The organism is Paenibacillus mellifer (assembly GCF_023195895.1).
Lineage (GTDB): Bacteria > Bacillota > Bacilli > Paenibacillales > Paenibacillaceae > Fontibacillus > Fontibacillus mellifer.
In genome coordinates this window covers 60,052-83,881 of the sequence record NZ_JALPRK010000010.1, presented here as the reverse complement: position 1 = coordinate 83,881, position 23,830 = coordinate 60,052, and the positions used below count along the sequence as shown (strand labels likewise).

Sequence of the window (23,830 nt, the reverse complement as noted above, 5' to 3'; positions counted from 1 at the left end):
TCGAATCCAGCTTCAAGCCCGATGAATGAAGAAAACCCGGGAATCGGGTTTTCTTTCACGCATCGATTTTGAAAGAAGTAAGCGCGAGTTGTTTAGTGATCTTAGGATGCCTTCGTTAATTGCTGCTGCTATAGTTCTCCATGGCTTCCTGAACTTCCTTAGCCAGCTCTTCCGGCGTGCCGCGGCCCACGGTCAGGGCTTGCAGTCCGTTTTGCAGGACGTCCACCACTTGCGTAGGAATGACGCTATCGAATACCGGAGCCGTGCCGTTGCCGGTCAGCGACAACATTTCTTTCAGATAGGGGCTGGCGTCTTCGGGAATTTCCACCTTAGCCGGCACGACCACCCCGTTGCGGATCAATTCTTTATACAGATCTTCGCTCACGAAAAACTTCAAGAACTCCTCGGCAGCCGCTTTTTTCTTCTCGTCGAGCCCGCTCTTGATGGCGATGCCGTATTGCACGATCCCGGCGCTCTTCTTCGGATCGCCTTTGCCGCCTTCTACGCTCGGGAACAGGGCGATGCCGAATTTGTCTCCCTCTTCGTTGTTGATCCGAACTCGTCCATCAACGGTCGCGGAGGAAATATGCATGGCAGCTTTGCCTTGGATAAAGTAATCCTGGCCTTGAACGGAGTCCATGTTGTTGGCGTCCGTATTGAAGGCGCCCAGCTTCGTCAGTTCATCGATGACCGAAAGCGCCTTGACGAACTCGGGGTCGGTGAACTTCGCTTTGCCTTCAAGCACGGCCGGAAGGAAATCGCTTCCGGTGAACCGGTCGCCGATAATGGAAATGTAAGACGATTGCAGCGGCCATTGTTCCTTATTGCCGAGCGAAATCGGGGTAATTCCCGCCGCTTTCAGCTTCTTCACCGCATCGATGAATTTGTCGTAGGTGTCGGGGAATTGATCGTAACCCACTTGCGCGAACATCTCTTTATTGTAATAAATGATGTCTACGAAATTTTGCTTGGTCGGTACCGCATACTGTTGTCCGTCCACGTTAAATCCGGCTAGCGCGGCTTCCGGCAGAATCGAACCCCAGTTGTCCATCAGATCGTTGATTGGCTGAAGCAAATTACCGGCAACAAGCGGCGACAAATCCGCCCCAGGCCATACGACGTTGATATCGGACAGGTTGTTGGCGGCCGCTAACGTGCGCAGCTTGGTCTTGTACTGGGCGGACGGTACGCCGTCCTGCTTGATCACGATGTTCGGATGCTGCTTTTCGAATTCGGCGATCCGCGCTTTGTAGACTTCGTTGTCCACGTTCGGGGAAGTCCAAGGATGCATCATGTTCAGGGTAATCGTCTCCGCCTCGCCCGCGCCGCCGGCATTGTTGTTGCCGCCCGCCGCGTTTTCGTTGCCGCAAGCCGCCGCGAACAGCGTCAGCACCGCAATCAAACCGAGCAGCACCGCTTTTTTGCCTCTGTGTGTTTTGCCCATAATCAACCCTCTTCTCTTGGTATTTGGATCAGATCCATAAACATAACAGGCAATGATCGTTTTCGTTTCCCAACCTGTTATATTACCTATTATAAAAGCGGTCTCGCTTTGACTATATCCCACAAATCTTCGATTATATCCGAAATATTCAGATGATTTTCAAGTCGGTTAAGCGATTTCCACGAATCAATGTCACATATTGTAACATTTAAAATTCGACTTTTCGCTTGGAGGTGCGATTTTCCTTTTTCGCCTGTTTCAGTAAGCGCTTGCAGGAGTTGCTTTTTGAATAACCGCCTTATGCGGTCATTCAAAAGCAAGCAACTTAGGCCTGCGGCTCATTCAGAATATAGTCGACGAGTTCTTCGACCGGCACCGTAGCTAGCGCGATCGCCGTATCGGTCACCCCGTAGTAGATGTAGAGCAATCCGTCTTTGACGACGTTCCCCGTCGGGAAAATGACGTTCGGGATCTGGTAGCCGAATTTCTCGTAATATGTTTCCGGCTCCATGATGAAGTTTTTCGTGCGGGCGATGACTTTCTCCGGATTCTCCAAATCCAGCAGCATGGCGCCGACGCGGTAGACCACCTCGTCGTCCACTCCGTGATACAACACGAGCCATCCGCGATCCGTCCGTACCGGCGGCGTCGATCCGCCGATTTTGCGCGATTCCCACGTCATGTTTTCCGCTTTCGCCAGCAGCTTCGGTTCCTCCCAGTGGATCAGATCGTCCGAATAGGTGATCCACATCGCCGCCTTCTCCGTACCGTACGCTTCGCCCACATATTCCTCCGGCCGGCGCAACAACACGAACTTGCCGTTGATTTTCTCCGGAAACAGGATGTTGTCGCGGTCATTGATCTCAAGCGGCGTCGTATCGGCCACGAACTCCCAATCGATCAGATTTTTAGAAGCGAGGATTGACGAACGCGTCAACCAGTGGCCTTCCTGCTCGCCCCACCCGTCCGGGTACTCGGGGATCGAACGCTCCGGCACGCCCCGGCCCGTCGGGTAGTAGCTCATCGCACACGGACGCAGCGCATAATTCAAATAGAACGTATCGTCGATTTTCACGATCCGCGGGTCCTGCACGCTGCCGTAGGGGAAACCGAGCATGTCCGGCGTGACGATCGGCTCGTCCTTCACGTGGGTGAAATGCACGCCGTCTTCGCTTTCCAGCAGACCCAGGTAGTTTTTGCACGGGGTCAGCGAGCCCGCCGTCCGTTCGATCATATAGAACTTGCCGTTATCGATGATTACCGCCGGATTGAATACGGTTACTTTTCTCCATTCGAAACCTCCCGGTACCACGATCGGATTTTCCGGATGCCTCGTTATCTTCATCTGTGCTCCTCCTCATGAAACCCTTTGTAAGTGCTTTAATGCTATTATAGCTTTGGCTATCCGGAGGAAATATCCCATAAACTTTCGAAAATATCTGAATAATTCCGATGGGTTGGCGACGGCCGCAGACCACATTGGATCATAACTCCTTGAACCCGCCGCCAAGGGTCGAGATGTACTCGGTTTATCGCAAAGAAAACCCCAGACCGTTGCGATTCCGTGCAACAATCTGGGGTTCATTCGATCAGGTGCGTTACGCGTCATAGTCGACGATGTAATTTTGCAGCTCCGTATTGTAGTAGCCGACGCTGTATTCGGCCAGTCTTCCCTGGACATCCCGCGAATACCGCGAGCGCTTCAGTACGGGCACCCCGTCGGCCAACTGCAAGAAACACTTCGCCTCGGCCGGCGGAAGGGACACCGCAAATTCGTCCCTGAGCTTGTCCAGCGATACGCCCCACTCTTCCAGCACCTCATAAAGCGAATGGTCGCGGAAATCCTCGAGATCCGGTTCTTTCCGGGCGGTCTTCACGAAATGCTCGTAAAAAATATAAGGCTGGCCGTCGAGATAATACGCGCGTTCCAGCTTCAAGCAACGCTCCCCGAACAACCCGTGGAGCTCGGAGCCCGCCTCGTTTCGCACCGTTTCGGCGCGGAGCCACTCCTTGCGGATTTGATGGTTTTCCTCCACCAGAATCTCCGTGAAGTGCTTCCACTTGGACCACTTGGAGGCCGCTTTATTGCGGATCACTTTAGTGCCTTTGCCGCTGCCCTTCTCCAAATACCCTTCCTGGACGAGCTCCTGAATCGCGCCGCGGACGGTGATTTTACTGACGGCGAATTCTTGCTCCAGCTGAGGCTCGGAAGGGATATTCGCTCCGAGCGGGTAAACGCCGTACAAAATGCGTTCCTTCAGAATGTTTTTGATTTGCAAATACAACGGTCTATCTTTGCGGGACAAACTCACGACCCTGTTCCCTACCTTTCCACATCGCCGGCGGCGGATTGCTCCATCGCCCGGAGGATTTCCGCCTCCGTCGCCATCGGGGTGTCGCCCGGCACGGTATGCGCCAGCATGCCCGCCGCCGCCGCGAACCGGACGGTTCGCTCCGGGGCGAAGCCCTCTAGCTCGCCGTGGATAATCCCGCTCGCAAAAGCGTCTCCTGCCCCTATTCTATCATAGACGGAAAACGTCAGCCGATCGGAGAAAACAAACCGCTCCCCCTTGTACAGAAACCCGCGCAGCGAGTGGGAGTTGTCGCCGTGGATTTGGCGGTGCGTTCCGGCAATCGCGGAAATGCCGTAGCTTTCCGCCACGGCCGGAATCAGCTGCGCCAGCTGATCCTCCCGTTCCTGCCGGGCCGTGGTCATCCCCAGGGTAAGCATCGCGTCCTTTTCGTTCATCATCACAATGTCCGCCAACCGCAGCATCGCTTCGTAATGCGGTTTAGCTTTGGCATATCCGCCTTCCCCCCAGAGGGACGGACGGTAGTTGCAGTCGAAAATCACCATGCCCCCCCGCCGCTTGACCGCTTCGGCGAACGATTTCATGTGCGCCCGCACGCCGTCGTTCATCGCCAGCGTAATCCCGCAGAAATGGACCGCATCGACGCCGTCGGCGATTTCCGCGAAATCATAGGTTCCTTCGGGCGCGGTATTAAAGCTGCTTTCCAACCGGTTCGAGTACGTCACGCGGCTGGGCCGCACGCCAAAGCCGTTCTCCAAGAAGTACATGCCAACGTACTTGCCTCCCCGCAGAACGCGAGCGGTATCGATGCCCAGTTTGCGAAGGAAGGCGGAAGCGGCGTCCCCAAGCGGATTGTCCGGCAACCGCGTGACCAGCGAACCGGCATGCCCGTAACGGGACAAGGCCGATGCGACGTTGACGCCGGTGCCCGAAAAGGAATATTTCAACGTATCGCCCTGCGCCAACGTTTCGTAACCCGGCACCTGCAGGCGCATCATGACTTCGCCGAAGGCTGCTATGCGTTTAGGCATAAGCATCCGCAAGCTTTTTCATGATTTTGGTCAACAGCAGCACGTCTTCGGTGCGGGTGATGCCGGTCGCTTTGTCGATGATGGAAGTGTAGACGTGCGGAATCACCTGCGGAACGCCGGCTTCCAAGGCGATGCGCAGGATCGCTTCGAAATTGGCCAGGTCGATGCCGCCGGTCGGCTCCAGCGCAAAGTCCGCCTTGGCACAAGCCGCCGCTACGGCGCGAAGCTCCTCTTCGCGGCTGAGCCCCTGCATCGGGAAGTATTTAAGCGCATTGCCGCCCATATCGCGCACCAGCGCGATCGCCGCTTCGACCGGAACGATCGCCTGCTTCTCCTGGGCGGCGCTGACCGGGCCGGTGGAGATGTTCACGTATCCCGCTTGGCCCGTCGGCGAAACCAGGCTGTTGATCCAGCTGTCTTGCGCGCCGAGATTGGCCCGGGTTGCCCCGACTGCCGGGAACACCTGATTGATGTGGCTGCCGGGATAATGCTTGGCGATTTCCGCAACGACCGCCGCCTGGCGGTTATCGCCTGCGCCAAGACCGATCGACACCGCGTCGTCGATTTCCCGGCCGTACGCTTTCATCGCCGTTACGGCTTCCTGGACCGTAGGGTAGTCCTTGGAAAGAACCCCGACGAGAACGTAACCGTCCGCGGCTTCGAACACTTCCTTCGCGTTCGGAATGTCTTTGGCCAATACATTGAGAGCTACCCGTTTTTTATAAAATCGTTTTGCGATCTGCGACATCTTAACGTCCCCCTGCCAATTCGCGTATTTTTTCGGCAATCACCTGGATATCGTCCCCCATCAGCGGGCGCGGGTCGATATCGAAATACCCTTGTCTGACTCCGTAATCCCGGGTATAAATCGCGATATCTCCGGTTTGCAGCGCATGAACCATTTCCTTCGCGCCGATGCCGGCCTGCTGCGGATCGACCTGCACCCGGGCCCGGTAAATCGCCCGGCCGGCTTCGTCCTGCACGATCGAAACCCGGATTCCCGGGAGTTCGCTGAGCGGCATCAGCGTCTGCAAAGCCGCTTTTTCCCGCTCGCTGTTATCCGGTTTGACGGCGTACTCGTCCAAGGCCTGCAGCAGGCCGAAGGACGTTTCCTTGCCCACCTTCATGCTCCGTCCGATGCCGTGCAGCTGCACCTTCACCCATTCGATAAAGGCGCGTTTGCCGGCGACGATTCCGGAGGTCGGGCCTTCGATCGCCTTAGAGCCGCTATAAATCGCCAAATCGGAGAATTTCACGTACTTCTGCAGGTCCTCTTCCGCCGCCGCGTCCACGATCATCGGCACGTTATTCCTTTTCGCCACCTCCCACGCTTCTTCGACGGAGATCATGTTCTTCTGCACGGCATGGTGCGATTTCACGTAGAGGATGGCCGCCGTTTTTTCGCCGATCGCATCTTCGAGATGTTCCGCCCGGCCTTCGTTGGCATAGCCGACCTCCACCAGTTTGCCGCCGCCAAGGTAAACCATCGTTTCTACCGGAGCGCCGTACTGCACATTATGGCCCTTCAGGATGAGGATTTCGTTGCGGGGAATCTCCTCCTGATGCAAACGCAAGCTCTTGCGCCGATCGCCCTGTGTCACGATCGCCGCTACCGACAAGGCGATGCCGCTCGATGCCGAATTCACGATCACCGCCGCCTCCGAACCGACGTGTTTGGCGACATAATCCCCCGCCTTATCTACGAGATCGGCGATTTCGACGTAGCTTTGGCCGCCCCGCTTCATCGCCTCCATCACGGTATCGCTCGGCGCGGATACGCCGAGGATGCTCATCCGCCCGCTGGCGTTGATGACGCGCTTAAGCCCGTACTTCGCATTCAATGAACTTTCCATGGATGATCACTCCTTTTGCTTCAATATGGCGGTTCGAGACACGCCGTTCTCCTTCCGAATCGATCAGCGCCGCAGGTGTTTCCTTGACGGCAAACAAGGTTAAATGGGCCGGGTCCCCGACCCGAATGCGGCCGAGCTCCGGCCTTCCCAGCCACTGCGCGGCGCGAGAGGTCACCGCCGAGATGACTTCTTCAAGCGAATAACCGAGATAAAGGAATTTGCTTAGCACGTTCGCCATGCTGTACACCGGACCGTTCAGCCGGTTGCCCCGGTAGATGTCAGTGCTGATCGTATCCGGATTGATGCCGTTCCGTTTTGCCGCCTCGGCGACCCGGAAGGAGAAGCTCGCCGTGCCGTGGCCCACGTCGAGATGCACGCCCCGGCCGATAGCTTCAGTCAAAATCGGGAGCGGTTCGCCCGATGCATCGAACAGATTGTTCGCTTTGCCGTTGAGATAATGGGTAATGATATCTTTTCGCTGCAGCAGCGGAATCACCTCCCGGATATCGGGCGGCGCCGAACCGATATGCACCATCAGCGGCAGTCCCGTCTCGAGCGACAGCTCGCGCGCGATGCGCAGCGGCTCCACGCCGTTCTCCCGGACCACGCTTTGGCTGATCCTCGCTTTCAGGCCGACGATGGAGTCGCTGTAATCCGCGATCGCTTCTTTGACCCGATCGCGGTCGATCCAGGCCAATTCGGACAGTTCGTCGACGCGTTTCAACCCGATCCGCGAGATGTTCAAGAACGCCAACAAGTTGGTTGCTGACGCTTTGCCGTTCGCCACGAGATCGCCGATCCGGTCTGCACCGCAGCTGCCGGCGTCCACGATCGTCGTGACGCCCTGCTTCACGCCGATCTCATCGATTTCGTCGCCGTACGGGTCGAATTCCGGAAAAGCGTGGACATGCATATCGATCCAGCCGCTGGATACATAAAGGGAGGATGCATCCCATTCCTGATCGCCGCGAGCCTGGCCGGCTCCGGTCATCTCGGCGATTTTTCCGTCCTCGATCACGATGTCGATCTCTTCCCCGTTCACTCGCTTCAGATGATGGAGAACTACTTTTTCCTTCACTTTGCTCGCCTCTTTTTATAGATCGTTGTCATGCTTACGATTGGGTTTAGCATAACACGGAAAATTCCTCTTGAGAATATAACGTTATAATGTTTGTTTGCGAAGTGCGCCGAATCCTTCGATCGTCAGCTCGAAACCCACCTCAAACATGCGTCTCCACGGAAAATGCAGCCCGCTTAGCCGAATCAGGCCTTCCTTCTCCTTAATTCCCGCAAAATAGTGCGCCGCCGCCTGGTTCATTTTGTCCGCTAGAATCGCTTCAGCCTGTTCCAAGCAATGCTCCAGCACATAGTAGCTCGCGTTCAGCCGGGGAAGATCGTTCGCCAGCATATCTTGCCGCACCAGCGATTGATAGAGGAAGTCTTCCGCCAGACGGTGGTAATAAAAGACGCGGCTCGCCTCATATGCCTTTGCCAATTCGCCCTGCGCCCATCGATTTGCGTAGTACGAAGCGATCACCAGGTGGGCAACCACCGTCCCCAGCGTGTTCCCGGAGGTATTCCAGCCGGCGTAGGCCGTTAATTGATCCAGCAGCCCTTGCTGCTGCAGCAGGTTCATCAGCACCGGATCCCCGCCGTTGCAGGTCGCCACGTCCCCCAGTGCAACCATCTTCCCTTTACGCAAGTAGGCCCCCATTGCTTCGGCAAACTCCCGGTAATGGATTTCCGAAAAGTAAGTGCGATGCCGTTCCTGGAACGGGATTTGCTCGGCCATCCCCGCCTGGTCGACCGCCGGCGAGTGGACGAGGAGCACTAAATCCGTCTCTGCGGAATGGTCGGCTAGAACCGCTCCCGCCGCGATAATATGCGATTTGACGCTTTCGTTCAAGCTGCGGTCTTCGTATTTCGGTTTGATCTGCGGACCCTGGGTTGAAGAATAACGCACAAATATCTCCGGCTTGTACTGTTTCAATTCCCCGAAGATGCGGGCAAACATCGTGCAGCCGACCTCGTCGGCTCCCGGGTAGATCAGGACCTTATCCAGCACGTTCAGCGCTACCACGCGACCAACCATCATTTGCTGCTCCGCCCGGGAGAAGCCGTATTGGGAATTGTCGTCCAGCGGGACGACCAGATGGTCGATCACGCCTTCGCGAACCAGGGTTAACGCGTGCTGGTTCACTTGCTGGTTGACGGCACGGCGCTCCAGAAAATCGCTCAAGTAGGCTTCAGGGATCAACCGAGTGATGTCTTCCAGTTCCCGTTGTTCCGCCGGAGTTAGCACCTCCTGCTCCGCTTTGTCCGTCAGGTAGCTGTATTTGAAAATTTGCCCGCCGTGAAATTTGTAATAATCCGGTTCTTCTTCGTCCTTGTTGTTGTTCGGCACGCGCATGATCAGATTAAAGGCATGGATCTTAACGCCGGGATACCGACGCTTGATTTCCCCTAAAACTGCCAGCCGGCGCAAGCACTCCTCCAGAGATAAATGATGCAGCCGGGACGGCACGATCCCCCCGTAAACGAGCAAATCGATCGATACGAGGACATAATCCGCTCCTTCCGCGGCCTCGATCATCCATTCCCGAATCGCATTCGTATCCGCCGGGCGTTTCTTGTCCCCGAGCATCGAACGGTCCGGAACGACGAGCGTTACGTCCGTCATCCGCGCCAGCTGCCTGGGAAACCCCTCGTTGCAAGGCCTTTCGTCCAGCGGCACATAAACCACCTTCGCCATATAGCCACTCCTCCCGTTAGCCTGATTTCCATCGAAAAACAACGCATGGGTCATCGTACGCTTAATGTAATCTTAGCCTTCAGGGAGTTCAGGAAATATCCCACGGATTTACGATAATATCCGAAAAATGCAAAAAGGGCCGTTCGCCAAGGCGAAACGGCCCAAAAACAAGGAGAGGCTCAGGAAGCATGATGCCGTCCTTTTGCCACGGGAACCCAAGCCAAAATATTCTCCATTCGAAAAGCCCGAGGCGCGTTAGAAACCAGGCAGGTTGCCCGAACTATACCATCACGCACATCATGTACCTCGATCCGCCGCTGCGTGATCTTGCCCGCACGGTCGACGTAGATGATTTCTACCGTCCGGCCGATGTATTTTTTCACCAGTACCATCTCCAAATAGGAACGTTTGTTTTTATTATATGCAAACATACGTTCTTTATTCAACTGGTAAATAAAACAGGGCGGGAATGAATCGGGCTAGGCTCATCCCTTCTCCTTCGTCTTACCCTGACGGTTATTCCCGAGCTCGAATAGCCCGGTGGCCGACAAACCGGCCAAACCTCCCGCCCACAGCCGCAACACTAATTCCATTTCCGTAAAAGGGTAAGCCGCGGCTCCGACCAATACGCCGATGACGACTCCGATAAAGGGGATCAGGTTTTTGGGCAGGTTGATGGTCGTTTTGACGAGTTGGACCAAAGCTAATACGAATACGGACAAAACCGAGGCAAAGGCCAACACATTGGTTAAAATCTCGTTTTGCATGACTTCCCTCCTTGTTATTGCTCCGGGATGCCCGCGGCCCTGCGCAGATAATTCGCCAGGTTGTTAAAATGCTGCGCCCGTGCCGAATTTCCTTCGTCCCGCGCCTTAAACCAAGCCGGCGACAGCCAGCGAAAAATGATCTCCTGGGCATTGCTTTTCGGCAGCGGGATCAGCGGACCGGGTGAGGATGAGGAGGCCAGCGGAATCCCTGAGGCCACCCGAAGATTGTTTGCCAGATTGTGAAAATGCGTCATTCCAACCTGATCTCCCTTGGTTTGCGAGGCGAACCAGGCGGGAGAAACATAGTTGTCGATCAGTGACTGCGCGATGGTTGCCGGGAGCGGCGTAAACGACGTACTCGTGTTTGGGGTCAGGCTAGGGGTACGTACCACGTTGAGTTCGGTCGAGACATCGTCCAGCAATTGGTTCAGTGATTTCCCGCCCGTGGCCAGAGCCTCATCGGGGTCCCTCCTACGCGCCGGATCCAGTTGCCGGTGAGACGGGATAAAGACGTAAGGATTCTTGTTCCATTTGCTGCAGCAATAAGCCAAATACCAGACATACCGCTTGTACGCTTCGATAAAGTTTATGCGCCCGCCGTAGCAAAATTCCACTCCGATGGCCGCATCGTTGGCATCATAGCCAAACAAATCATTGTCGGTCGTGACGTCGTACAGCACGTGCCAGGCTTTTTCCGCCGGTTCGGGACCGGTGCCGGTCGGTATGATTTCAAGAATCTTCGTATCGTCGATAAACACATGGGCCGAGGCGGAGCGATTCGTTAGCGAGTTGAAATAGGCATAGTGATTGTCCGCCGTTGCTCCCGGATTTCCCGAGTCATGGGCCACAAAAAACTCCGGCGTTCCGGTCGATAACCTCGTCCCGGGCCTTACGTTCGGCCGGATCGCGACGTACCGCCTTTCAATTCGGTATTTTCGTGTATCCATATGCACTTCACCCCTTCCATTCATACTATTCCGTATGGGTGCCGATTCGCCTGTGCGCTTGTTTGTCCGATTCCAGGGCACCTCAGAATAAAAGAAAAGAGCCTGCGATAGATAGCAGACTCCTGGTATAAATTGCTTACTTACCTGAATAAACGAAAATAACCCGCCCAGGTTAGCGCCAAGGTGCGGGTTATTCTCTGCATTCTTATCTTGGAGGTTTCCCACCCAAGTGTTGTACCGGGGAGGCTGTGGCGCAGCCTCCTTGTTTCTATTGTTATCTTAGCATACTCTGCCATATACCTCAATCATTCACATGGCGTTTATTCCTCCAGCCGATCGATCCGCTTATGGGCTTGTTTGGCCGATTCCTCGACGCGCGTCAGCCGCTCGGAGAAGGCTTCAAATCGCTGGCCTTGCAGCTTTTGTTCGACTTTCATGTCGTCAACGCCCCGCTTGATGTATTCTACATCCGCCCGCTGCACAGCCTCCGCCTCGGCCGACTCCTCGGCCTCCCGTTTCGCCGCTTTCGCACGCCCCGCCCACCCCAACGCAACCCCACTCACCGCCGCCAGCACGGAGGTCACCGCAGTGATTATCGTAATGTCCATTATTTACACCTTCTTTCGGGGAAAATGAAGAGCCCTCGGGGGACCGAGGGTAGAAGAATAATTATTTGGGGTTGTTGCACTATTTCGTCCTGTACCGTAACCCCGTTTGATCTTTATCCCGTACAAATCTAGATATATATAATATAATTAGTTGTCGCAGTGAGTACCGTTGATGATGTGTTGCTAATTATTATAGATGATCCTCCTGGAGAAGACCCTGTGATTTCCACAGTCCCATTACCCCAATTTATTTGGTTGCCTTTGTGTAGCCGCTCAAAATTTTTGGCAAACATTCTCACGATTTATGGCAAGAATTAGCTTGGTCTATAGATTATATAAAACGATCCCCGGATCATCCAAGGATCGTTTTATATATTATGCTGTCGGCTCGGTGACTTCTTCGTAATTCTCGTCCAGATATTCGAAGTTACAAACTCCGACGGTGCCCGTGCTGTTTTTGTACACAAACTGTCCAGGGATAGCGGTGATGATCTTTGTACCTTCTATAAAAGTTACTGATTGCAAATCCCCAGTTGGCGTAAAAATAACGGTCACGCCCATACCAGTAAGCTGGATAATTGCTTGGATTGAGGCCAAATCTACGAGTTCAATCTCTTGTACGTAGTCTTTACTTTTAAACATTCTAATCATTGTCAACACCCTTCGCTTTTATTTCGAACCTCATCCCCGATTGGCTCCAAATGATGCGTTAATCACGGATCTTATTTAACTAATGTTTGGTCATATCCACCCCTAGGGTAATAATTGGAGCTTAAGTTGTACAAAAACTTGTAATTTCCGTCGTAGGTTTTGAAGTGTAGTGCCCACCCGGTATAATACCAGGCAGCGTAGTCTATGCCCTTAGCAACTTCGGGATTGAAGTTTTCCAGGATGTTCCCGAATCTGTCGAGTACCATATATCGCATAATTCCAGCCGAGGTATTTACATATTTAAGGAGTGTTTTACCTTCCGGCAAAGCAAATACGACATACCCAGCGTTTATGGAGATAGCCGCTGATACCCCTTGTATATTTCCAGACAAGTCATACCTATGAATAGTCATGTTCCACGCGCTATCCCTGCAGGCTATTATGAATTCATTTTGATACATTTGTGAGGTTTGATGGTCGGCTATTTTCCCCGACGGTAATACAAAATTAAATAGAACTTGTGAGACAAAATCGCTTCCACTTGGCACTAACTGGAACCTTTCAACTACGCCGTTAATGCAGCGCCAATAAATACTAGCATCTATATTTTCGGCATAGAACATATACCTAAGGTTGGAAATAGCCATCCCCTGGTTTGAACCGTAGTTTGTAATAATATCAGCAATACCCTTAGACCGAAAGCGAATAATGCTTGCCTGCGTGTTATTTTGAGCAAAAAGGGCAATTCCGCGGTTAACGTCTCTTCCCCATATGTTTTCGTATGCACTTGGCGGTTCAATCGTTTTAAGTCCTACATTCGCTAAGTTAGGGATAAAACTATTAGCTAGCGCGCATTTGGGATGCCGGACCCAATTTACGTTATTTAGATACTTACCGTTTGGTATCCCTAAATACACATATTCTGTCGCATCCCCTGTTGTCGATGCACCAACCACGGCGCTAGACGCTAGAATTTGATCCTGCTTATCCGGGTTTTGGATTGGAATTGTTCCTGTTATCAGTCCGCTTGCATTCGATGCTGTCTTCCCTGCCAACAAATCTGCCCCGGTCGCATTTCCTGTCGCCTTGACGATCGCAGCTAACTTGGATATCAACGAATCCCAGCTTTCCAAAGTGGATGCCGAAATGCCTTTGGCAACGAGCGCGGCAACCACTTCCGATTTCCGCTCATTGCCAGCTTGCTTTGCCTCTTGCACATCTTGTGTTAAACCCGCCAACTGTGCAGCAAAATTATCACAAACAGCTTTCACCGCCCTAGACGTCGCTGCCACATCTTCCCGAGTGCCGTCGATGGCATTCGAAAGCTGCACCTTCCCCTTCACCGTCAACGAGGCATCAGGGATATCCATCTCCCCCACGGCCGCATCGATCTTATCCCAGTTGTCATTCAACATTGTTTGAATATTAAAGGTTTCGTTCCCGTCGGTCACAGGGTCTTTTTTGAGCAAATTGAGATTCGGTGTGTTAGTTGCCAACCGGATCACCTCCTGCAAATTGGTTTAATGGGATTTGTTCAAGTTCTTGAAGCGTCAAAACTCCGTGAACATCACGAATCAACATGTAATTAAACTCAAACTCTACTTTCAAATGCGCCGGCTTCAACTCCTCAATTGCGGCTTTCAAATCATCCAGGTTCGGCGGAATTCCCACAGTATCCACGAACTTCACCGTAAAACTCCACTCCCCCGGCTGAAAAGAAACCTCCACCCTCCCCCGGTCATACGCCTCCGCCACACTCTTTACCAACCGCCCCGAAAACTTCCCGCTGCCGCGAAGCTTAGATTCGACGACAGCACGGCGCTGATCCAGCGGCTTTGCAGAGTCGGTCGCTATGCTCAGCTCGCTCTCCCAGCGATCAAGGCCCCAAGTGGCCGTGCGCACAAAGAACTGCTGCAGCGTCTCATCCAACGCCGCGAAGAGCAGGTCCATCTCCGCCCCTTTGGCGTTCATATCCGCCTGCATGATCCGGGAAGTTTCGTAGTACCCGGGGAGGTAGGAGAACATTTCGCGCCCTCGGGGGCTGGTCAGCAAAGAAACGTTAGAGCTTGCCAGTAAAGGTTCGCCCCCATTGGCAAGCAAAGCTTCATTCGCCCGCCTCAACATCGGTTCACTCATACACATCCACCGCCCCCAGCACGGCAACCTGGCCCGTGTAGATCTCCAGATTGGTATCCGAATTGCCGTTTACCGTCAATTCGGCATAATCAATGATGGGCGGAATGTCGAGCAGAATCGCGGCAATCCGCGTAAACCGCACCAACGGGTCGGCAAAAGCAAGCTGCTTCAAATACGCGCGCACGCCATCCTCAATTTTCTTCTTCACTTCAACCATCGTTACGCCGCTGGCGAGCGTCAGCTTCACGCGAATATCGATCGGCACCTCCTCGGCGGCCATCACCGTGACGACCGGCCCCGCCGGCGCCGCGCCTTCGCCTTGTCCGTCCCGGGTCGGATCGATATAGGCCTGCGCCGCTGCAATAATCTCCTCGTTAGCTGCCCGCTTGTCCGCATCCAGCAAATAGATGCCGACCGTGCCCGGCCCCTGCCACAACGGCTCCACCTGGGCTCCGCCCACGCCCGGCACCTCCCCGGCCCACTTTAAATATTGTGCCTTGTTCCCGCTCGTCCCCTGATTGCGCACCTGCGAGAAAAAACGCTCCAACAGCAGCTCATCCGACTCGGTATCGGCACCGCCCCGCGTAGCCTCCGGGTTCATTACGGCGGTCACGCCGCTGACCGGCGTAGCCATCACCTGAATCACGCCTGCCGGCACAACTCCCGCCCGGCCTGGAACCAGCGCCCGGATCGGGGCCGTCCCCTCGCCGCGCTCATCCAACGTCACGGCCGACGTCGTTTCGTATTCCATCGACGCCTCCGCCGAATACTCGTCCGCCGGCGTCGCCACAACGGTCCCCGCTGGCACCGTCCTCCCCGGCTCCCCGGTAAACCGAACCTCGCCGGTCGCGGCCACGGCCGGCCGCCGCGTTACTCCATGCTCCGCCGCCCGGAGATCAAGATACTCCCCGTACGTCGTACTCGCAAACCCGCGTGCTAACAGCTGCTGCGCCCAAACCGCCGCCTCCGACAGCATGAAGGCCGCCGGCGCCTCCGCGTCCCAAATAAAAGAACCCTCGGATTTATCGATATCCGAAGGTACCCGGTCCAGCATTCGCTGCATAATCCGCGCTTCCGTCTGATCCTGCAAATAAAGCGGCAACTCCGCCATCACGTCACGCTCCCTTCCACCAGTAACTCATCCTCCCTAATGTTTTTGACCCTGCACGCAAATCGACACCCATCCTCCTGCCAATCAAAAACAAACCCGTCCACGCTCAACGTTCGCGGGTCCACCATCAGCGTCTCCGTCGCGATCCGCCGGATCTCGCTTTCCTGAACGGCCCGGCTATAGCCTTGGCCGATCAACTCCTCGAACTCCTGGCCATACGCACGGGAGTAGATCAAGTGCCGATACCGCGGGGTACGGATCGCTTTTTCGCACCATATCTTCCAGGCGGCGATCTCATCGGCAGGGGCGATTTTTCCCGTCGGCGTCATCACGAACTCCCCAGCATCAAAATCAAACCGCCAGCTTCGACCAAACGCGACCGCATCCCCAACCGATTCCTGCTCGTCCAATCCCGCAGCCGACCAAGAATCCCCTGCCGCCTCCGGAAAAAGATTAGCCATTCCCGCTCACCACCCTGCACAACACGATCGCGTCATTCCCGCCGTTCAGCGGCAACGCCAGCACGCGATCTCCGGGCTGATATTTTAGGGTTAACACCGTTTCTTTGGTCTCCGAAGGCTCAAACGCAAACTCCCCTTGGCCCTCCACGTTGCCTCCGCCGCTGTCCCTCAGTCCGCGAACGCCGCCGACCAGCTTCAACTCCGGCAACTTCAGCGTTCCTGGAAACTCTGCGACCAAGTAATCTTGGATTTCATGCTTGAAACTGTCCAGTTTCAGTCCCGAGCCCGTCACGGTCCCGAGTTCTGCCGTCGCACCGGTTAACGCTTCGGCCGCTTTTTTTGCGGCATTTTCCCGAAGCGAAACGGCCAATGCCGCATAAGGATCAATGGTCAAGATAATACCTCCTCTTTACGTCGTCCAACGTCGCGAGCTCCAGCGTCATATGCCCGGGATCTCCCAGCTCATGCGAAACGGAAGTCACAATGAGATTCAGCCCGTTAAAATTCACCTTATCCCCGGCCCGGATCGTGTTCAGATCTAGGCAAGTTACGGTGTAGGACTGCCCTTGGCCGGTCAGCATCGACTCGGCATATTTTTTGGCGGCACCTGCGGTTTTGACGTTTTCGTCCTGCACGATCCGTTGAAGTACGCCGTATTGGGCGGTCTCCCCGCTCGCCACGGCCAGCACTTTGGAAGGCGCGTTATCGCCCCGATCCTCGGCCCCGATGACCTTCACCCGCGTCACCGTACCCTCCAGCGTACGGTTTTGCGTTGCTTCCTCCAGCTGCTCCAGCTTCCAGACCACGTTATTGCTGCCGATCTTGAACAAGGTGAGTCCGGCAGGCGTCATCCGCGGGACATACATGTCCCCACCGGCCTTCACCGTCTCCTTGAGATCGGACATCATCATGTTGTACAGGGTTTGCGGGCGATAGACGGCTTTTTTCAGCTTGGTTTTCGTATCCGGCACCGTATCAAGCGGAATACCCCAGTCCGCCGCGTATTTCCTTAGCCGCTGGGCAGCCGTTCCCCCTGCCGGAAACAGATACTCATCCTCCGATTTCGCCAAATAAATCGTCCGGTCATACACCGTCACCGTCATGTGCTTCGTCTGCTTCAGCGTACTGGAGCAATCCCACACCACGCCGGGATGCAGTAACGGAACCATCTTGCCCCCAGCAGCAATGCCGCTGCCCGCACTGTCATACGGTACGCCGCTGATCCGAATCTCCTGACCCGGTTCGATCCCCGGAAAAGATGCCGGAAGCTTCAGCCCAATCGTACCTTGGTAAGAAATTTGATCAAGAGAGTCCTTTAACGAGATACTCTCAACCAACTCCCGCAAGTAAAATTTGTTTTGCAGCACCACTTCGTAACTCACTGCGGCATCACCAGCTTTTGACCGGGCTTGATTCGGTTCGGGTCTTGACCGATCGTTTTTTGGTTCGCGCTGTAGATCCGCTGCCATTTCGAGCTGTCGCCAAGCTCCAACTTCGCGATTTTGGACAACGTGTCACCGGATTTGACGACGTAGGTTTTCACCGGTTTCTTCGTGTCCGGCCGGGCGGATTTGGCAACTAAAGCTCCCCCACCTGTAGCCGCACTTGTGTGCACCTTCATCTCCCGCCAAGTCCGGGCAGTCAGGTCGAAGTACACGTCCCCCGGTTCCCCGCCTCGAAACGTGCTGTTGTGTGTTGCAATCGTGACAAGCACGTTTACGGCCGTATCGGTGATGATCATTCGCATCGGCGACTTGCTGTTCATCATGGACGTAAGCCGGTTCATCGCCTCCTGCGGATCGGGGAGCTCTTGATAGTTGCAATAACCCGGATCATAGGCCGCCGGAAAAAAAGAAGAGAAGGCGATTTCCTTCACCTTCTCTCCAGCCGGAAAGTCATATTCCCCCAGCGATACAATATTCACCGTCTCCAAGCCTTTACCGCGGGAGATCGTGATCTCCTCCGGATTGACGGGAAACACGAAATTTTGACCCGCACCGTCGATCAAGTGAATCTCCATAGGGTCCTCCTCCCCTCCGCTATTTCAGATTTTGCATGGCGAACCGCACCTCGTTGGCGATTTTCCATCCGGTGGTCTCGGCCAACTTTTGATAATCCAGCTTCTCTTTGTTAACCGTTAGATTAATGGTACCCTCTGATAGGGAAACGTTAACCGGGGGTGTTGGCTTTTTGTAACTGGCCTCACCGATCTTAGACCTAACTTCTTCTGGAAGCTGATAATAATTCGGAACCGGAGTACCCATGACCTTAGGAACGTTCACGTTTGATTCCGGGCGTGTGACTCCTTGTACGCTAGGGGCCATGATTCGGTCGGAAAAGCTAACTACACTGTCATTCTTTCGCAGAAAATCCCTAACTTCCCTCCAACGAAAAGGAGACACGGTATCGGTATAGTTGTCTTTCGGAAAACCAAATACCGGATCCCGATATTTTCGGTCTCCTGCTTTATGCCCTAACACAAAATCAGTTAATGCTGCTGAAATGTTATAAGCATCGTTGAATAAAAGTGTTAGGCCTATCGGGCCTGCTGATCGGACCACCCCCTTAGCTGCTCCACTAGCTAAAGAGGCTTTGGTTTTACTTTCTCCGAGCCATTTGGTCCAAAAAGTTGGCGCCTTACCTGGCGGTTTAGTTGAACTTGCTGAAGGTATCTCGGACTTTTTGGGAGCCTTGTCCAAATCATCGATAAGTTTCTTGCTGGCGTTACCACTCCATTTATCTATTTTCACACCTAACCAACCCGAAAATAACGATACCGCCACGTCTTTAAATATATCGAGTGTTCCTTCTTCCCATTTAGCTAACTTCTTATTTGTCTGCCCCTTCGCTGACGACGTACTTGTTGAAGCCAACTTATCGCCAATTTGCTTTGAGTCAAGCGTGGATAAAAAGGCTTGAAAGAAATCTTCTCCTGCCTTGATACCAGCTTCTGTATATATTGATCCATTCGAAGGCGCTCCAGCAAAATTAGAATTGACAGAATCCCTTTTTGGGGCGATCTCAGTAATCCGACTAGTAAGCATATTATAAGCGTTAAATCTAGGAATCTCTGATAAACTTGAAGATAGAGGCTCTTTCTTCTTCATGATTCCCGAGTTCCCAAAGTGTTGTCTCGAATTTCCCATTACCTCTCCTAACCCCAGCTCCTCAAAGATTTTCACCTTCAACCCTTCGCCCAGCGTTTCTCCGACCGCTGAGGATATCCGCTTCAACGTGCTTTTCCCCTCGGAGCTGACCCGTCCAGCAAAAGAGTCGCCGATCACCGCCTCCCAATCTACCCCTGCAGCGGTAACCTGCCATGGAGCGGCGGCTAGCGCGGCGAGGGAAGCTCGGAGCTTCAGTGCGTAGGCCGAGACGCGATCGTTAAACTGCACCGTAGGTTTCGCTGTCATTCGGTGTAAGCGGGTCAGCGCCTCCTCCGCCTTTCGGGCGGCGGACATCAGGCGGTCATCCAGGGCGAGGGTGGGCTTGATGCGGGTTTTCCCCAGCAGCGCCACGCGGCGCTGAGTTTGTTGCAGCAGCTTGTCCAGACTGCGAAGTTTTTTCGCTGTTCGATCAACGTCACGGTCGTCGGTCTCGATATCGAGCTTGTAGATTTCATTTTCAGCCATAGGTTTGCTTACCTCCTTTCTCATGTTTTGAGCGGGTTTAAACCATGTCCCGAAAAAATAACAGGATTTTCTACCGTTATTTTTTCGAAAATCCCGCTTTCGCGCAAATTAACTGGAAATCCTACTGTTATTTCGCCCGTTTTTCCCGAGTATAGCCGAATTCAATAAAATTAACGGTAAGAAATCCAGTTAATTGAGCCCTACTCCATCACGCGAAAAAAAATAACAGTACTTTTTACAACTAATCTCTTCACCCGCCAAATTTGCTTAGGGAGCCAGGCTAGAGGGCTCATGGGCTTCAGGACCAACGCCTCAGCGCCTCACGACATCTCCAACTCCCGCTCCGAAAAAGCCCGCAGCAGTAGGCGCTCTCCCTTAGGGAGTGACCAGTATTCCCCGGGGCGAAGATGATGCCGCGTCCACATATGGTACAGCAGCGTCGTCATGCCGCCGGAGCTGATTAGTTTTTTACGTCTTCGATGTCGACTCCGAACCCGGAAATCTCCAGCACTTTATCGCCAACGGCGTCCAGCTCCCCGGCCAGCAGCAAGCGGCGGACCGCCTCTTCCCCGCCGGACAGCTTCAGCCTGCTGGTCAGCCGCTCGTCGCCCCAGCCGCTCAGCTTCACGCTATGCGCCTCCGCGCCGCGATCGCTGCCATCGGCTTTTTTCACCACTTCCAGCATCGAAGTGGCTTCCTTGATCAACGCCGCGTTAAACAGCTCGCTGTCGATCTTCTCGCTCACTTGACCTTTGCTCGTCTTGCGCACGGTGCAACGTTCGCGGATCGCGTCCACTTTGCTGGACGTCAGTCCGCGCAGCGTCACGCGAAGTCCCAATCGCCCGATAAACACGGCCTCCTCCGGCAAATTTGCCACCGTTTCGAAAAGCCCGTCCAAAATTTCCTGTTCACGAACCGGATCCATGGATGGATAATCTCCCAAGATCGCTTCCTCCTTCGGATGATAAGTGTAGTTCGAAAATAGCGGTACAAAAGGGCGTTATTCCGTCTCCAATCAGGCTCAATCGAAAAATAAGACCATTTCATGGCCTTATTTGAAGGAAATAAGCACAAACAAGGCGTTTTCCCACAGCTATGCAGAAAATAGAGCCATAAATGTCCGCTATTTCATGCACCAAGCGCAAATAAACGGAAATAACGCCCAAAATGTCCGCTAATTGAAGATAGAACCGGTCAGGGCCAGGACGTCGTCCTAAGGTTAGCCACGACTCCTCGCCATACGGCCACCATCTATCAAGACGCCACGATCGGGTCCAGCAGCTCGTACGATTCGAACGTAAACGGCGTTTCCTCCGTCACCTCTTCGCCGGCGGTCCAGTTGGCCAGCACGATTTTGTCAACCATGCAATTGTTCAGCTGGATTCGTTCGAAACCGTACGCTTCCGGATCGTCAAGCTTATGAATGATCGAAAACTTCTGAAAACCGCGCGCGATCATATCGGACGTGACTTTGTAGCCGCTCATCGTGCCGGTGCCTTTTTTGCGCCCCAGCTTGTACACCGTATAATCGGTGCCCACGAGATTCAGCTCCTTCTTCTCCGCCTCAACGCTCGCTTCCAGGTGGTTCAGGTTCGACTGCCATACCCCTTCGATAAAAATCTGGCCAAACGTCCCCATCATCACGCGGCCGGGATCCAAAAATTGTGCCATCGGTTAGCTCCTCCTCATACTTGAAATCATTATTGCACGTAAAACGTGCCGAAAATTTGCTCCATCACATCGGTATCGTCCGCCGTCCAAGCCAAGAAGACCTGATCGTCCTCCGGCGTATATTGCGGCGCGCTGCCATAAAAACGCGGATCCAGCGTCACGTCGAATCCGCTCGCCTCAATCACGTTCTCGGCGGCCAACGTTTGCAGATACTGCTTCCCTGCGCCAATCAGCGCCAGACGGCCTTCCTCGGTGTTGTTCACCTTGCCGATATAGGCATCCTCGGCAGTTCGCTGCAGATCCGCGTTGATTTGGTCCATGACGCGAATCTTGCGGATCTTCTTCCAGCCCTTGTTCTGCCCCTCGCGAGGCGAGACGAGGCTGTTCACGCCGCGCAGCGCCTTCACCCGGCGGCCGTCGTGCACGAGCAGGAACACCCCGCCTTGCACCGCCTGCTCCTGCTCGGAGCGGGTCCAGCGCCGCGTCACGTCGTCGAACGGCGCGGCCGCGTACGTCGTCGACGCCTTCAGCGGTTGGCCGGCGATCAAGCCCGCGGCCCAGGCGGCCACCTGCGCGGACGAATACGCCCGGCCGTTCAGCACCGCGCCGGTGCCGACGTTCACGACGCCCTCATGATCGATGGCGGCGCTGCGCGCCACCGCTTTCCCAACGGCGTCGGCAGCGGCATCGTCGGCAGCGGACCCGCCCAGCACGGCGATGACGCCTTTGCCTTCACCGCGGACGCGCTTCACCCAAGCGGCGACGCTGGTCCGCAAGGCCGCGTCCGAGACGCCGTCCAGCGTGAGCACGTGGAAGTCCTGCGTCTCGAACGCGGACAATGCCGAAGCGTATTCGGCGTTCGTGATCCCCGCGATCCCGCTGTCCCCGCCGGTCAGGGCCGCCCCGGATACGTCCGCCAGCGCGCCGCCCTCCAGCGCTTCGGCAACGATCCAGGCATTGGCCGGATCGCCGTTGACGGCGGCGGCCGCTTGCACGGCCGAACCGTCTCCCAACGGGAACGTGCGCAGCAACGTCGTACCTTCATAGAGCTTCAACTCCTTGCTGCCGGGCAGCGACAAGCTGGCTCCAACCGACACGGTGAATCCGTTTCCGCGTTTGCCGGGATATTTCGCTTGTACCCGCAGCGTTGCGACGTTCGACGCATCCTGAAGCGTTAACGACGCCTCCGTTGCGGAAGCCCCGGCCAACCGGTACGCCAGCAGTTTTTTCGGCCCCCCCAACAAAGCGAGGTACAGCGTGCTAAACGCCGTAGCTCCATCCGATTCGTCCGCCCCGAACAACTCCCGGATCGCCACCTCATTTCCGACTTCCACGAATTGTCCCACCGGTCCCCAATGGGCCTTCACCGGGGCGACAACGACGCCGCGCACCCCCGCCTGGATCGCGTTCCCCGCCGCGCTGACGAAATTCATATACAGCCCGGGCAACACCGGCTGATCCGTTACATTCCAAGTTCCTCCTGCCATAACTTACAGCACCTTCTTCCTTAGAAATTGATCGACGAGCCGTTTGGCTTCGCCCATTTGAAGTAACTTGCGTTCCCTTCCCAACATCGCCCCGGCCAGAATTTCCGGTTTGACGCCCAGCACCGCCTCGGAGCAGGCCAACAGTTCCTCCACTCGATATCCCGTGGAAACGTCCGCCGCAGCTAAAGCCGGTACAGCATCACTAGCCCTGGATTTCTTTCCTGCCACGTTACTCACCTCATTGTCGATTGATAAAAAACGGATCGCATCAACGGCGCTTCCGCGGCCGGCTTTGACGTGCGCCGGATCAACGTGACCGTAAGCGGCCCCTGGGCCGGCTTACCCTCCGCCGTTCCCTCCGGCAGCACGCTCATCTTCGGATCGGCAATCCGCAAATACCGTTTGGCCGCAGAGTCCAGCGGGATTTTCACCGCCGTTCCCAGCGCTTCCAGCAACCGCAGCACCGCGGTATGCTCCCGGTCCGCGTCTTCCGCTAATAGATAAGCCGTCATCCGCTTTTGAACCTCAAAAGACGACGGGCCCAACGCCCGCACATCCATGCCGATCATCCGCCACATGACGGCCGGAGCGGCTACGTCCGGCGGCCACGCCCCGCAGTAAGCTTTCCACTCGGGTCCTAGCACCGCCAACGACCATTGGGCTAATTCCGTCATCCATGAATCACTCGTGATCGGCGCCGGATCCGGAATTAAAAGCATCTCGTCTTCTGCAATGGCAATCACCCCCTTTCCAGCATGGAATCGCCATGCATACAACGCGGCAAACTGCAAAACTGCTTTGTTCCCTCCAACCGCCCCCAGATGCATCCCCGGCAACGCGCCGGCTGCACCCATTCGGGTTCGAATGGATACGGCGGCGTTTTCTTCTTATCTCGCATCGTCCCCCCCTCCTTCCTAAAGCAAAAAACCGCCGGGAACGTCAGCGGTTTTCTTCGGTCATTCGGTTG

27 protein-coding genes are annotated in these 23,830 nt (G+C 55.0%); all 27 read right to left on the bottom strand.

Annotation, left to right across the window (positions count from 1 at the left end; genetic code table 11):
- Positions 1 to 115 precede the first annotated feature (115 nt).
- Entirely contained in the window at positions 116 to 1,444 is a 1,329-nt protein-coding gene (locus tag M0651_RS12600; RefSeq protein WP_248552092.1) for an extracellular solute-binding protein, read from the bottom strand.
- 325 nt (positions 1,445 to 1,769) lie between these two features.
- Positions 1,770 to 2,789, bottom strand: coding sequence for a glycoside hydrolase family 130 protein (locus M0651_RS12595; protein ID WP_248552091.1), 1,020 nt, complete (start codon positions 2,787 to 2,789; stop codon positions 1,770 to 1,772).
- A 253-nt stretch (positions 2,790 to 3,042) separates the two neighbouring features.
- Complete coding sequence (locus M0651_RS12590) at positions 3,043 to 3,756, bottom strand: GntR family transcriptional regulator (RefSeq protein WP_248552089.1); 714 nt, start codon at positions 3,754 to 3,756, stop codon at positions 3,043 to 3,045.
- A gap of 11 nt (positions 3,757 to 3,767) precedes the next feature.
- Entirely contained in the window at positions 3,768 to 4,787 is a 1,020-nt protein-coding gene (locus M0651_RS12585; protein ID WP_248552088.1) for a sugar kinase, read from the bottom strand.
- Positions 4,780 to 5,535, bottom strand: a complete 756-nt coding sequence (gene dagF, locus M0651_RS12580; protein ID WP_248552087.1) for a 2-dehydro-3-deoxy-phosphogluconate aldolase — start codon at positions 5,533 to 5,535, stop codon at positions 4,780 to 4,782. Before dagF ends, M0651_RS12585 begins: the two co-directional genes overlap by 8 nt.
- A 1-nt stretch (position 5,536) precedes the next feature.
- On the bottom strand, positions 5,537 to 6,640 hold the full coding sequence (locus M0651_RS12575) for a DgaE family pyridoxal phosphate-dependent ammonia lyase (protein WP_248552086.1): 1,104 nt from the start codon (positions 6,638 to 6,640) through the stop codon (positions 5,537 to 5,539).
- Complete coding sequence (locus M0651_RS12570) at positions 6,606 to 7,718, bottom strand: amidohydrolase/deacetylase family metallohydrolase (protein ID WP_248552085.1); 1,113 nt, start codon at positions 7,716 to 7,718, stop codon at positions 6,606 to 6,608. The genes M0651_RS12575 and M0651_RS12570 overlap by 35 nt, the downstream gene beginning before the upstream one ends.
- 84 nt (positions 7,719 to 7,802) lie before the next feature.
- Positions 7,803 to 9,392 carry a DUF4127 family protein gene (locus M0651_RS12565; RefSeq protein WP_248552084.1) on the bottom strand — a complete coding sequence of 530 codons (1,590 nt, stop codon included), beginning with the start codon at positions 9,390 to 9,392 and terminating at the stop codon, positions 7,803 to 7,805.
- 179 nt (positions 9,393 to 9,571) lie between these two features.
- The gene (locus M0651_RS12560; protein ID WP_372490946.1) at positions 9,572 to 9,784 is read right to left on the bottom strand and encodes a hypothetical protein; all 213 of its coding nucleotides are present in this window, start codon (positions 9,782 to 9,784) and stop codon (positions 9,572 to 9,574) included.
- A 93-nt stretch (positions 9,785 to 9,877) separates the two neighbouring features.
- Positions 9,878 to 10,159, bottom strand: a complete 282-nt coding sequence (locus M0651_RS12555) for a holin (protein ID WP_240270325.1) — start codon at positions 10,157 to 10,159, stop codon at positions 9,878 to 9,880.
- Between the two features lie 14 nt (positions 10,160 to 10,173).
- Entirely contained in the window at positions 10,174 to 11,106 is a 933-nt protein-coding gene (locus M0651_RS12550; protein ID WP_248552083.1) for a peptidoglycan recognition protein family protein, read from the bottom strand.
- A gap of 320 nt (positions 11,107 to 11,426) precedes the next feature.
- Positions 11,427 to 11,714, bottom strand: coding sequence for a hypothetical protein (locus tag M0651_RS12545; protein WP_059044441.1), 288 nt, complete (start codon positions 11,712 to 11,714; stop codon positions 11,427 to 11,429).
- A gap of 375 nt (positions 11,715 to 12,089) precedes the next feature.
- On the bottom strand, positions 12,090 to 12,365 hold the full coding sequence (locus M0651_RS12540) for a hypothetical protein (RefSeq protein WP_248552082.1): 276 nt from the start codon (positions 12,363 to 12,365) through the stop codon (positions 12,090 to 12,092).
- A 71-nt stretch (positions 12,366 to 12,436) separates the two neighbouring features.
- Positions 12,437 to 13,861 (bottom strand): tail fiber protein, encoded by a 1,425-nt coding sequence (locus tag M0651_RS12535; RefSeq protein ID WP_248552081.1) that lies wholly within the window; start codon positions 13,859 to 13,861, stop codon positions 12,437 to 12,439.
- Positions 13,851 to 14,390 carry a YmfQ family protein gene (locus M0651_RS12530; RefSeq protein WP_248552174.1) on the bottom strand — a complete coding sequence of 180 codons (540 nt, stop codon included), beginning with the start codon at positions 14,388 to 14,390 and terminating at the stop codon, positions 13,851 to 13,853. Before M0651_RS12530 ends, M0651_RS12535 begins: the two co-directional genes overlap by 11 nt.
- Positions 14,391 to 14,493: 103 nt before the next feature.
- Positions 14,494 to 15,612, bottom strand: coding sequence for a baseplate J/gp47 family protein (locus M0651_RS12525; protein ID WP_248552080.1), 1,119 nt, complete (start codon positions 15,610 to 15,612; stop codon positions 14,494 to 14,496).
- Positions 15,612 to 16,073, bottom strand: coding sequence for a DUF2634 domain-containing protein (locus tag M0651_RS12520; protein WP_248552079.1), 462 nt, complete (start codon positions 16,071 to 16,073; stop codon positions 15,612 to 15,614). The genes M0651_RS12525 and M0651_RS12520 overlap by 1 nt, the downstream gene beginning before the upstream one ends.
- The gene (locus tag M0651_RS12515; RefSeq protein WP_248552078.1) at positions 16,066 to 16,467 is read right to left on the bottom strand and encodes a hypothetical protein; all 402 of its coding nucleotides are present in this window, start codon (positions 16,465 to 16,467) and stop codon (positions 16,066 to 16,068) included. The genes M0651_RS12520 and M0651_RS12515 overlap by 8 nt, the downstream gene beginning before the upstream one ends.
- Entirely contained in the window at positions 16,457 to 17,455 is a 999-nt protein-coding gene (locus tag M0651_RS12510; RefSeq protein ID WP_248552077.1) for an XkdQ/YqbQ family protein, read from the bottom strand. Before M0651_RS12510 ends, M0651_RS12515 begins: the two co-directional genes overlap by 11 nt.
- On the bottom strand, positions 17,452 to 18,093 hold the full coding sequence (locus M0651_RS12505) for a LysM peptidoglycan-binding domain-containing protein (RefSeq protein WP_248552076.1): 642 nt from the start codon (positions 18,091 to 18,093) through the stop codon (positions 17,452 to 17,454). Before M0651_RS12505 ends, M0651_RS12510 begins: the two co-directional genes overlap by 4 nt.
- A gap of 19 nt (positions 18,094 to 18,112) precedes the next feature.
- Positions 18,113 to 19,705, bottom strand: a complete 1,593-nt coding sequence (locus M0651_RS12500) for a hypothetical protein (RefSeq protein ID WP_248552075.1) — start codon at positions 19,703 to 19,705, stop codon at positions 18,113 to 18,115.
- 460 nt (positions 19,706 to 20,165) lie between these two features.
- Complete coding sequence (locus M0651_RS12495) at positions 20,166 to 20,630, bottom strand: phage tail assembly chaperone (RefSeq protein WP_248552173.1); 465 nt, start codon at positions 20,628 to 20,630, stop codon at positions 20,166 to 20,168.
- A 329-nt stretch (positions 20,631 to 20,959) separates the two neighbouring features.
- Positions 20,960 to 21,376 carry a phage tail tube protein gene (locus M0651_RS12490; RefSeq protein ID WP_248552074.1) on the bottom strand — a complete coding sequence of 139 codons (417 nt, stop codon included), beginning with the start codon at positions 21,374 to 21,376 and terminating at the stop codon, positions 20,960 to 20,962.
- 29 nt (positions 21,377 to 21,405) lie between these two features.
- The gene (locus M0651_RS12485; protein WP_248552073.1) at positions 21,406 to 22,863 is read right to left on the bottom strand and encodes a phage tail sheath family protein; all 1,458 of its coding nucleotides are present in this window, start codon (positions 22,861 to 22,863) and stop codon (positions 21,406 to 21,408) included.
- A 3-nt stretch (positions 22,864 to 22,866) separates the two neighbouring features.
- A complete protein-coding gene (locus M0651_RS12480) occupies positions 22,867 to 23,091 on the bottom strand; it encodes a YqzN/YkzM domain-containing protein (protein WP_248552072.1) in 225 nt (74 codons plus the stop codon).
- 5 nt (positions 23,092 to 23,096) lie between these two features.
- Positions 23,097 to 23,537 (bottom strand): hypothetical protein, encoded by a 441-nt coding sequence (locus M0651_RS12475; protein ID WP_248552071.1) that lies wholly within the window; start codon positions 23,535 to 23,537, stop codon positions 23,097 to 23,099.
- 65 nt (positions 23,538 to 23,602) lie between these two features.
- On the bottom strand, positions 23,603 to 23,761 hold the full coding sequence (locus M0651_RS12470; protein WP_248552070.1) for a hypothetical protein: 159 nt from the start codon (positions 23,759 to 23,761) through the stop codon (positions 23,603 to 23,605).
- Positions 23,762 to 23,830 lie beyond the last annotated feature (69 nt).

Bases quoted from the DNA above. Each gene is read 5' to 3' on its own strand.
- M0651_RS12600 (WP_248552092.1), bottom strand. From the start codon at position 1,444: ATGGGCAAAACACACAGAGGCAAAAAAGCGGTGCTGCTCGGTTTGATT.
- M0651_RS12595 (WP_248552091.1), bottom strand. From the start codon at position 2,789: ATGAAGATAACGAGGCATCCGGAAAATCCGATCGTGGTACCGGGAGGT.
- M0651_RS12585 (WP_248552088.1), bottom strand. From the start codon at position 4,787: ATGCCTAAACGCATAGCAGCCTTCGGCGAAGTCATGATGCGCCTGCAG.
- dagF (WP_248552087.1), bottom strand. From the start codon at position 5,535: ATGTCGCAGATCGCAAAACGATTTTATAAAAAACGGGTAGCTCTCAAT.
- M0651_RS12575 (WP_248552086.1), bottom strand. From the start codon at position 6,640: ATGGAAAGTTCATTGAATGCGAAGTACGGGCTTAAGCGCGTCATCAAC.
- M0651_RS12565 (WP_248552084.1), bottom strand. From the start codon at position 9,392: ATGGCGAAGGTGGTTTATGTGCCGCTGGACGAAAGGCCTTGCAACGAG.
- M0651_RS12560 (WP_372490946.1), bottom strand. From the start codon at position 9,784: ATGGTACTGGTGAAAAAATACATCGGCCGGACGGTAGAAATCATCTAC.
- M0651_RS12555 (WP_240270325.1), bottom strand. From the start codon at position 10,159: ATGCAAAACGAGATTTTAACCAATGTGTTGGCCTTTGCCTCGGTTTTG.
- M0651_RS12550 (WP_248552083.1), bottom strand. From the start codon at position 11,106: ATGGATACACGAAAATACCGAATTGAAAGGCGGTACGTCGCGATCCGG.
- M0651_RS12545 (WP_059044441.1), bottom strand. From the start codon at position 11,714: ATGGACATTACGATAATCACTGCGGTGACCTCCGTGCTGGCGGCGGTG.
- M0651_RS12540 (WP_248552082.1), bottom strand. From the start codon at position 12,365: ATGATTAGAATGTTTAAAAGTAAAGACTACGTACAAGAGATTGAACTC.
- M0651_RS12530 (WP_248552174.1), bottom strand. From the start codon at position 14,390: ATGTTCTCCTACCTCCCCGGGTACTACGAAACTTCCCGGATCATGCAG.
- M0651_RS12525 (WP_248552080.1), bottom strand. From the start codon at position 15,612: ATGGCGGAGTTGCCGCTTTATTTGCAGGATCAGACGGAAGCGCGGATT.
- M0651_RS12520 (WP_248552079.1), bottom strand. From the start codon at position 16,073: ATGGCTAATCTTTTTCCGGAGGCGGCAGGGGATTCTTGGTCGGCTGCG.
- M0651_RS12505 (WP_248552076.1), bottom strand. From the start codon at position 18,093: ATGGAGATTCACTTGATCGACGGTGCGGGTCAAAATTTCGTGTTTCCC.
- M0651_RS12500 (WP_248552075.1), bottom strand. From the start codon at position 19,705: ATGGCTGAAAATGAAATCTACAAGCTCGATATCGAGACCGACGACCGT.
- M0651_RS12495 (WP_248552173.1), bottom strand. From the start codon at position 20,630: ATGGATCCGGTTCGTGAACAGGAAATTTTGGACGGGCTTTTCGAAACG.
- M0651_RS12490 (WP_248552074.1), bottom strand. From the start codon at position 21,376: ATGGCACAATTTTTGGATCCCGGCCGCGTGATGATGGGGACGTTTGGC.
- M0651_RS12485 (WP_248552073.1), bottom strand. From the start codon at position 22,863: ATGGCAGGAGGAACTTGGAATGTAACGGATCAGCCGGTGTTGCCCGGG.
- M0651_RS12475 (WP_248552071.1), bottom strand. From the start codon at position 23,537: ATGACGGAATTAGCCCAATGGTCGTTGGCGGTGCTAGGACCCGAGTGG.
- M0651_RS12470 (WP_248552070.1), bottom strand. From the start codon at position 23,761: ATGCGAGATAAGAAGAAAACGCCGCCGTATCCATTCGAACCCGAATGG.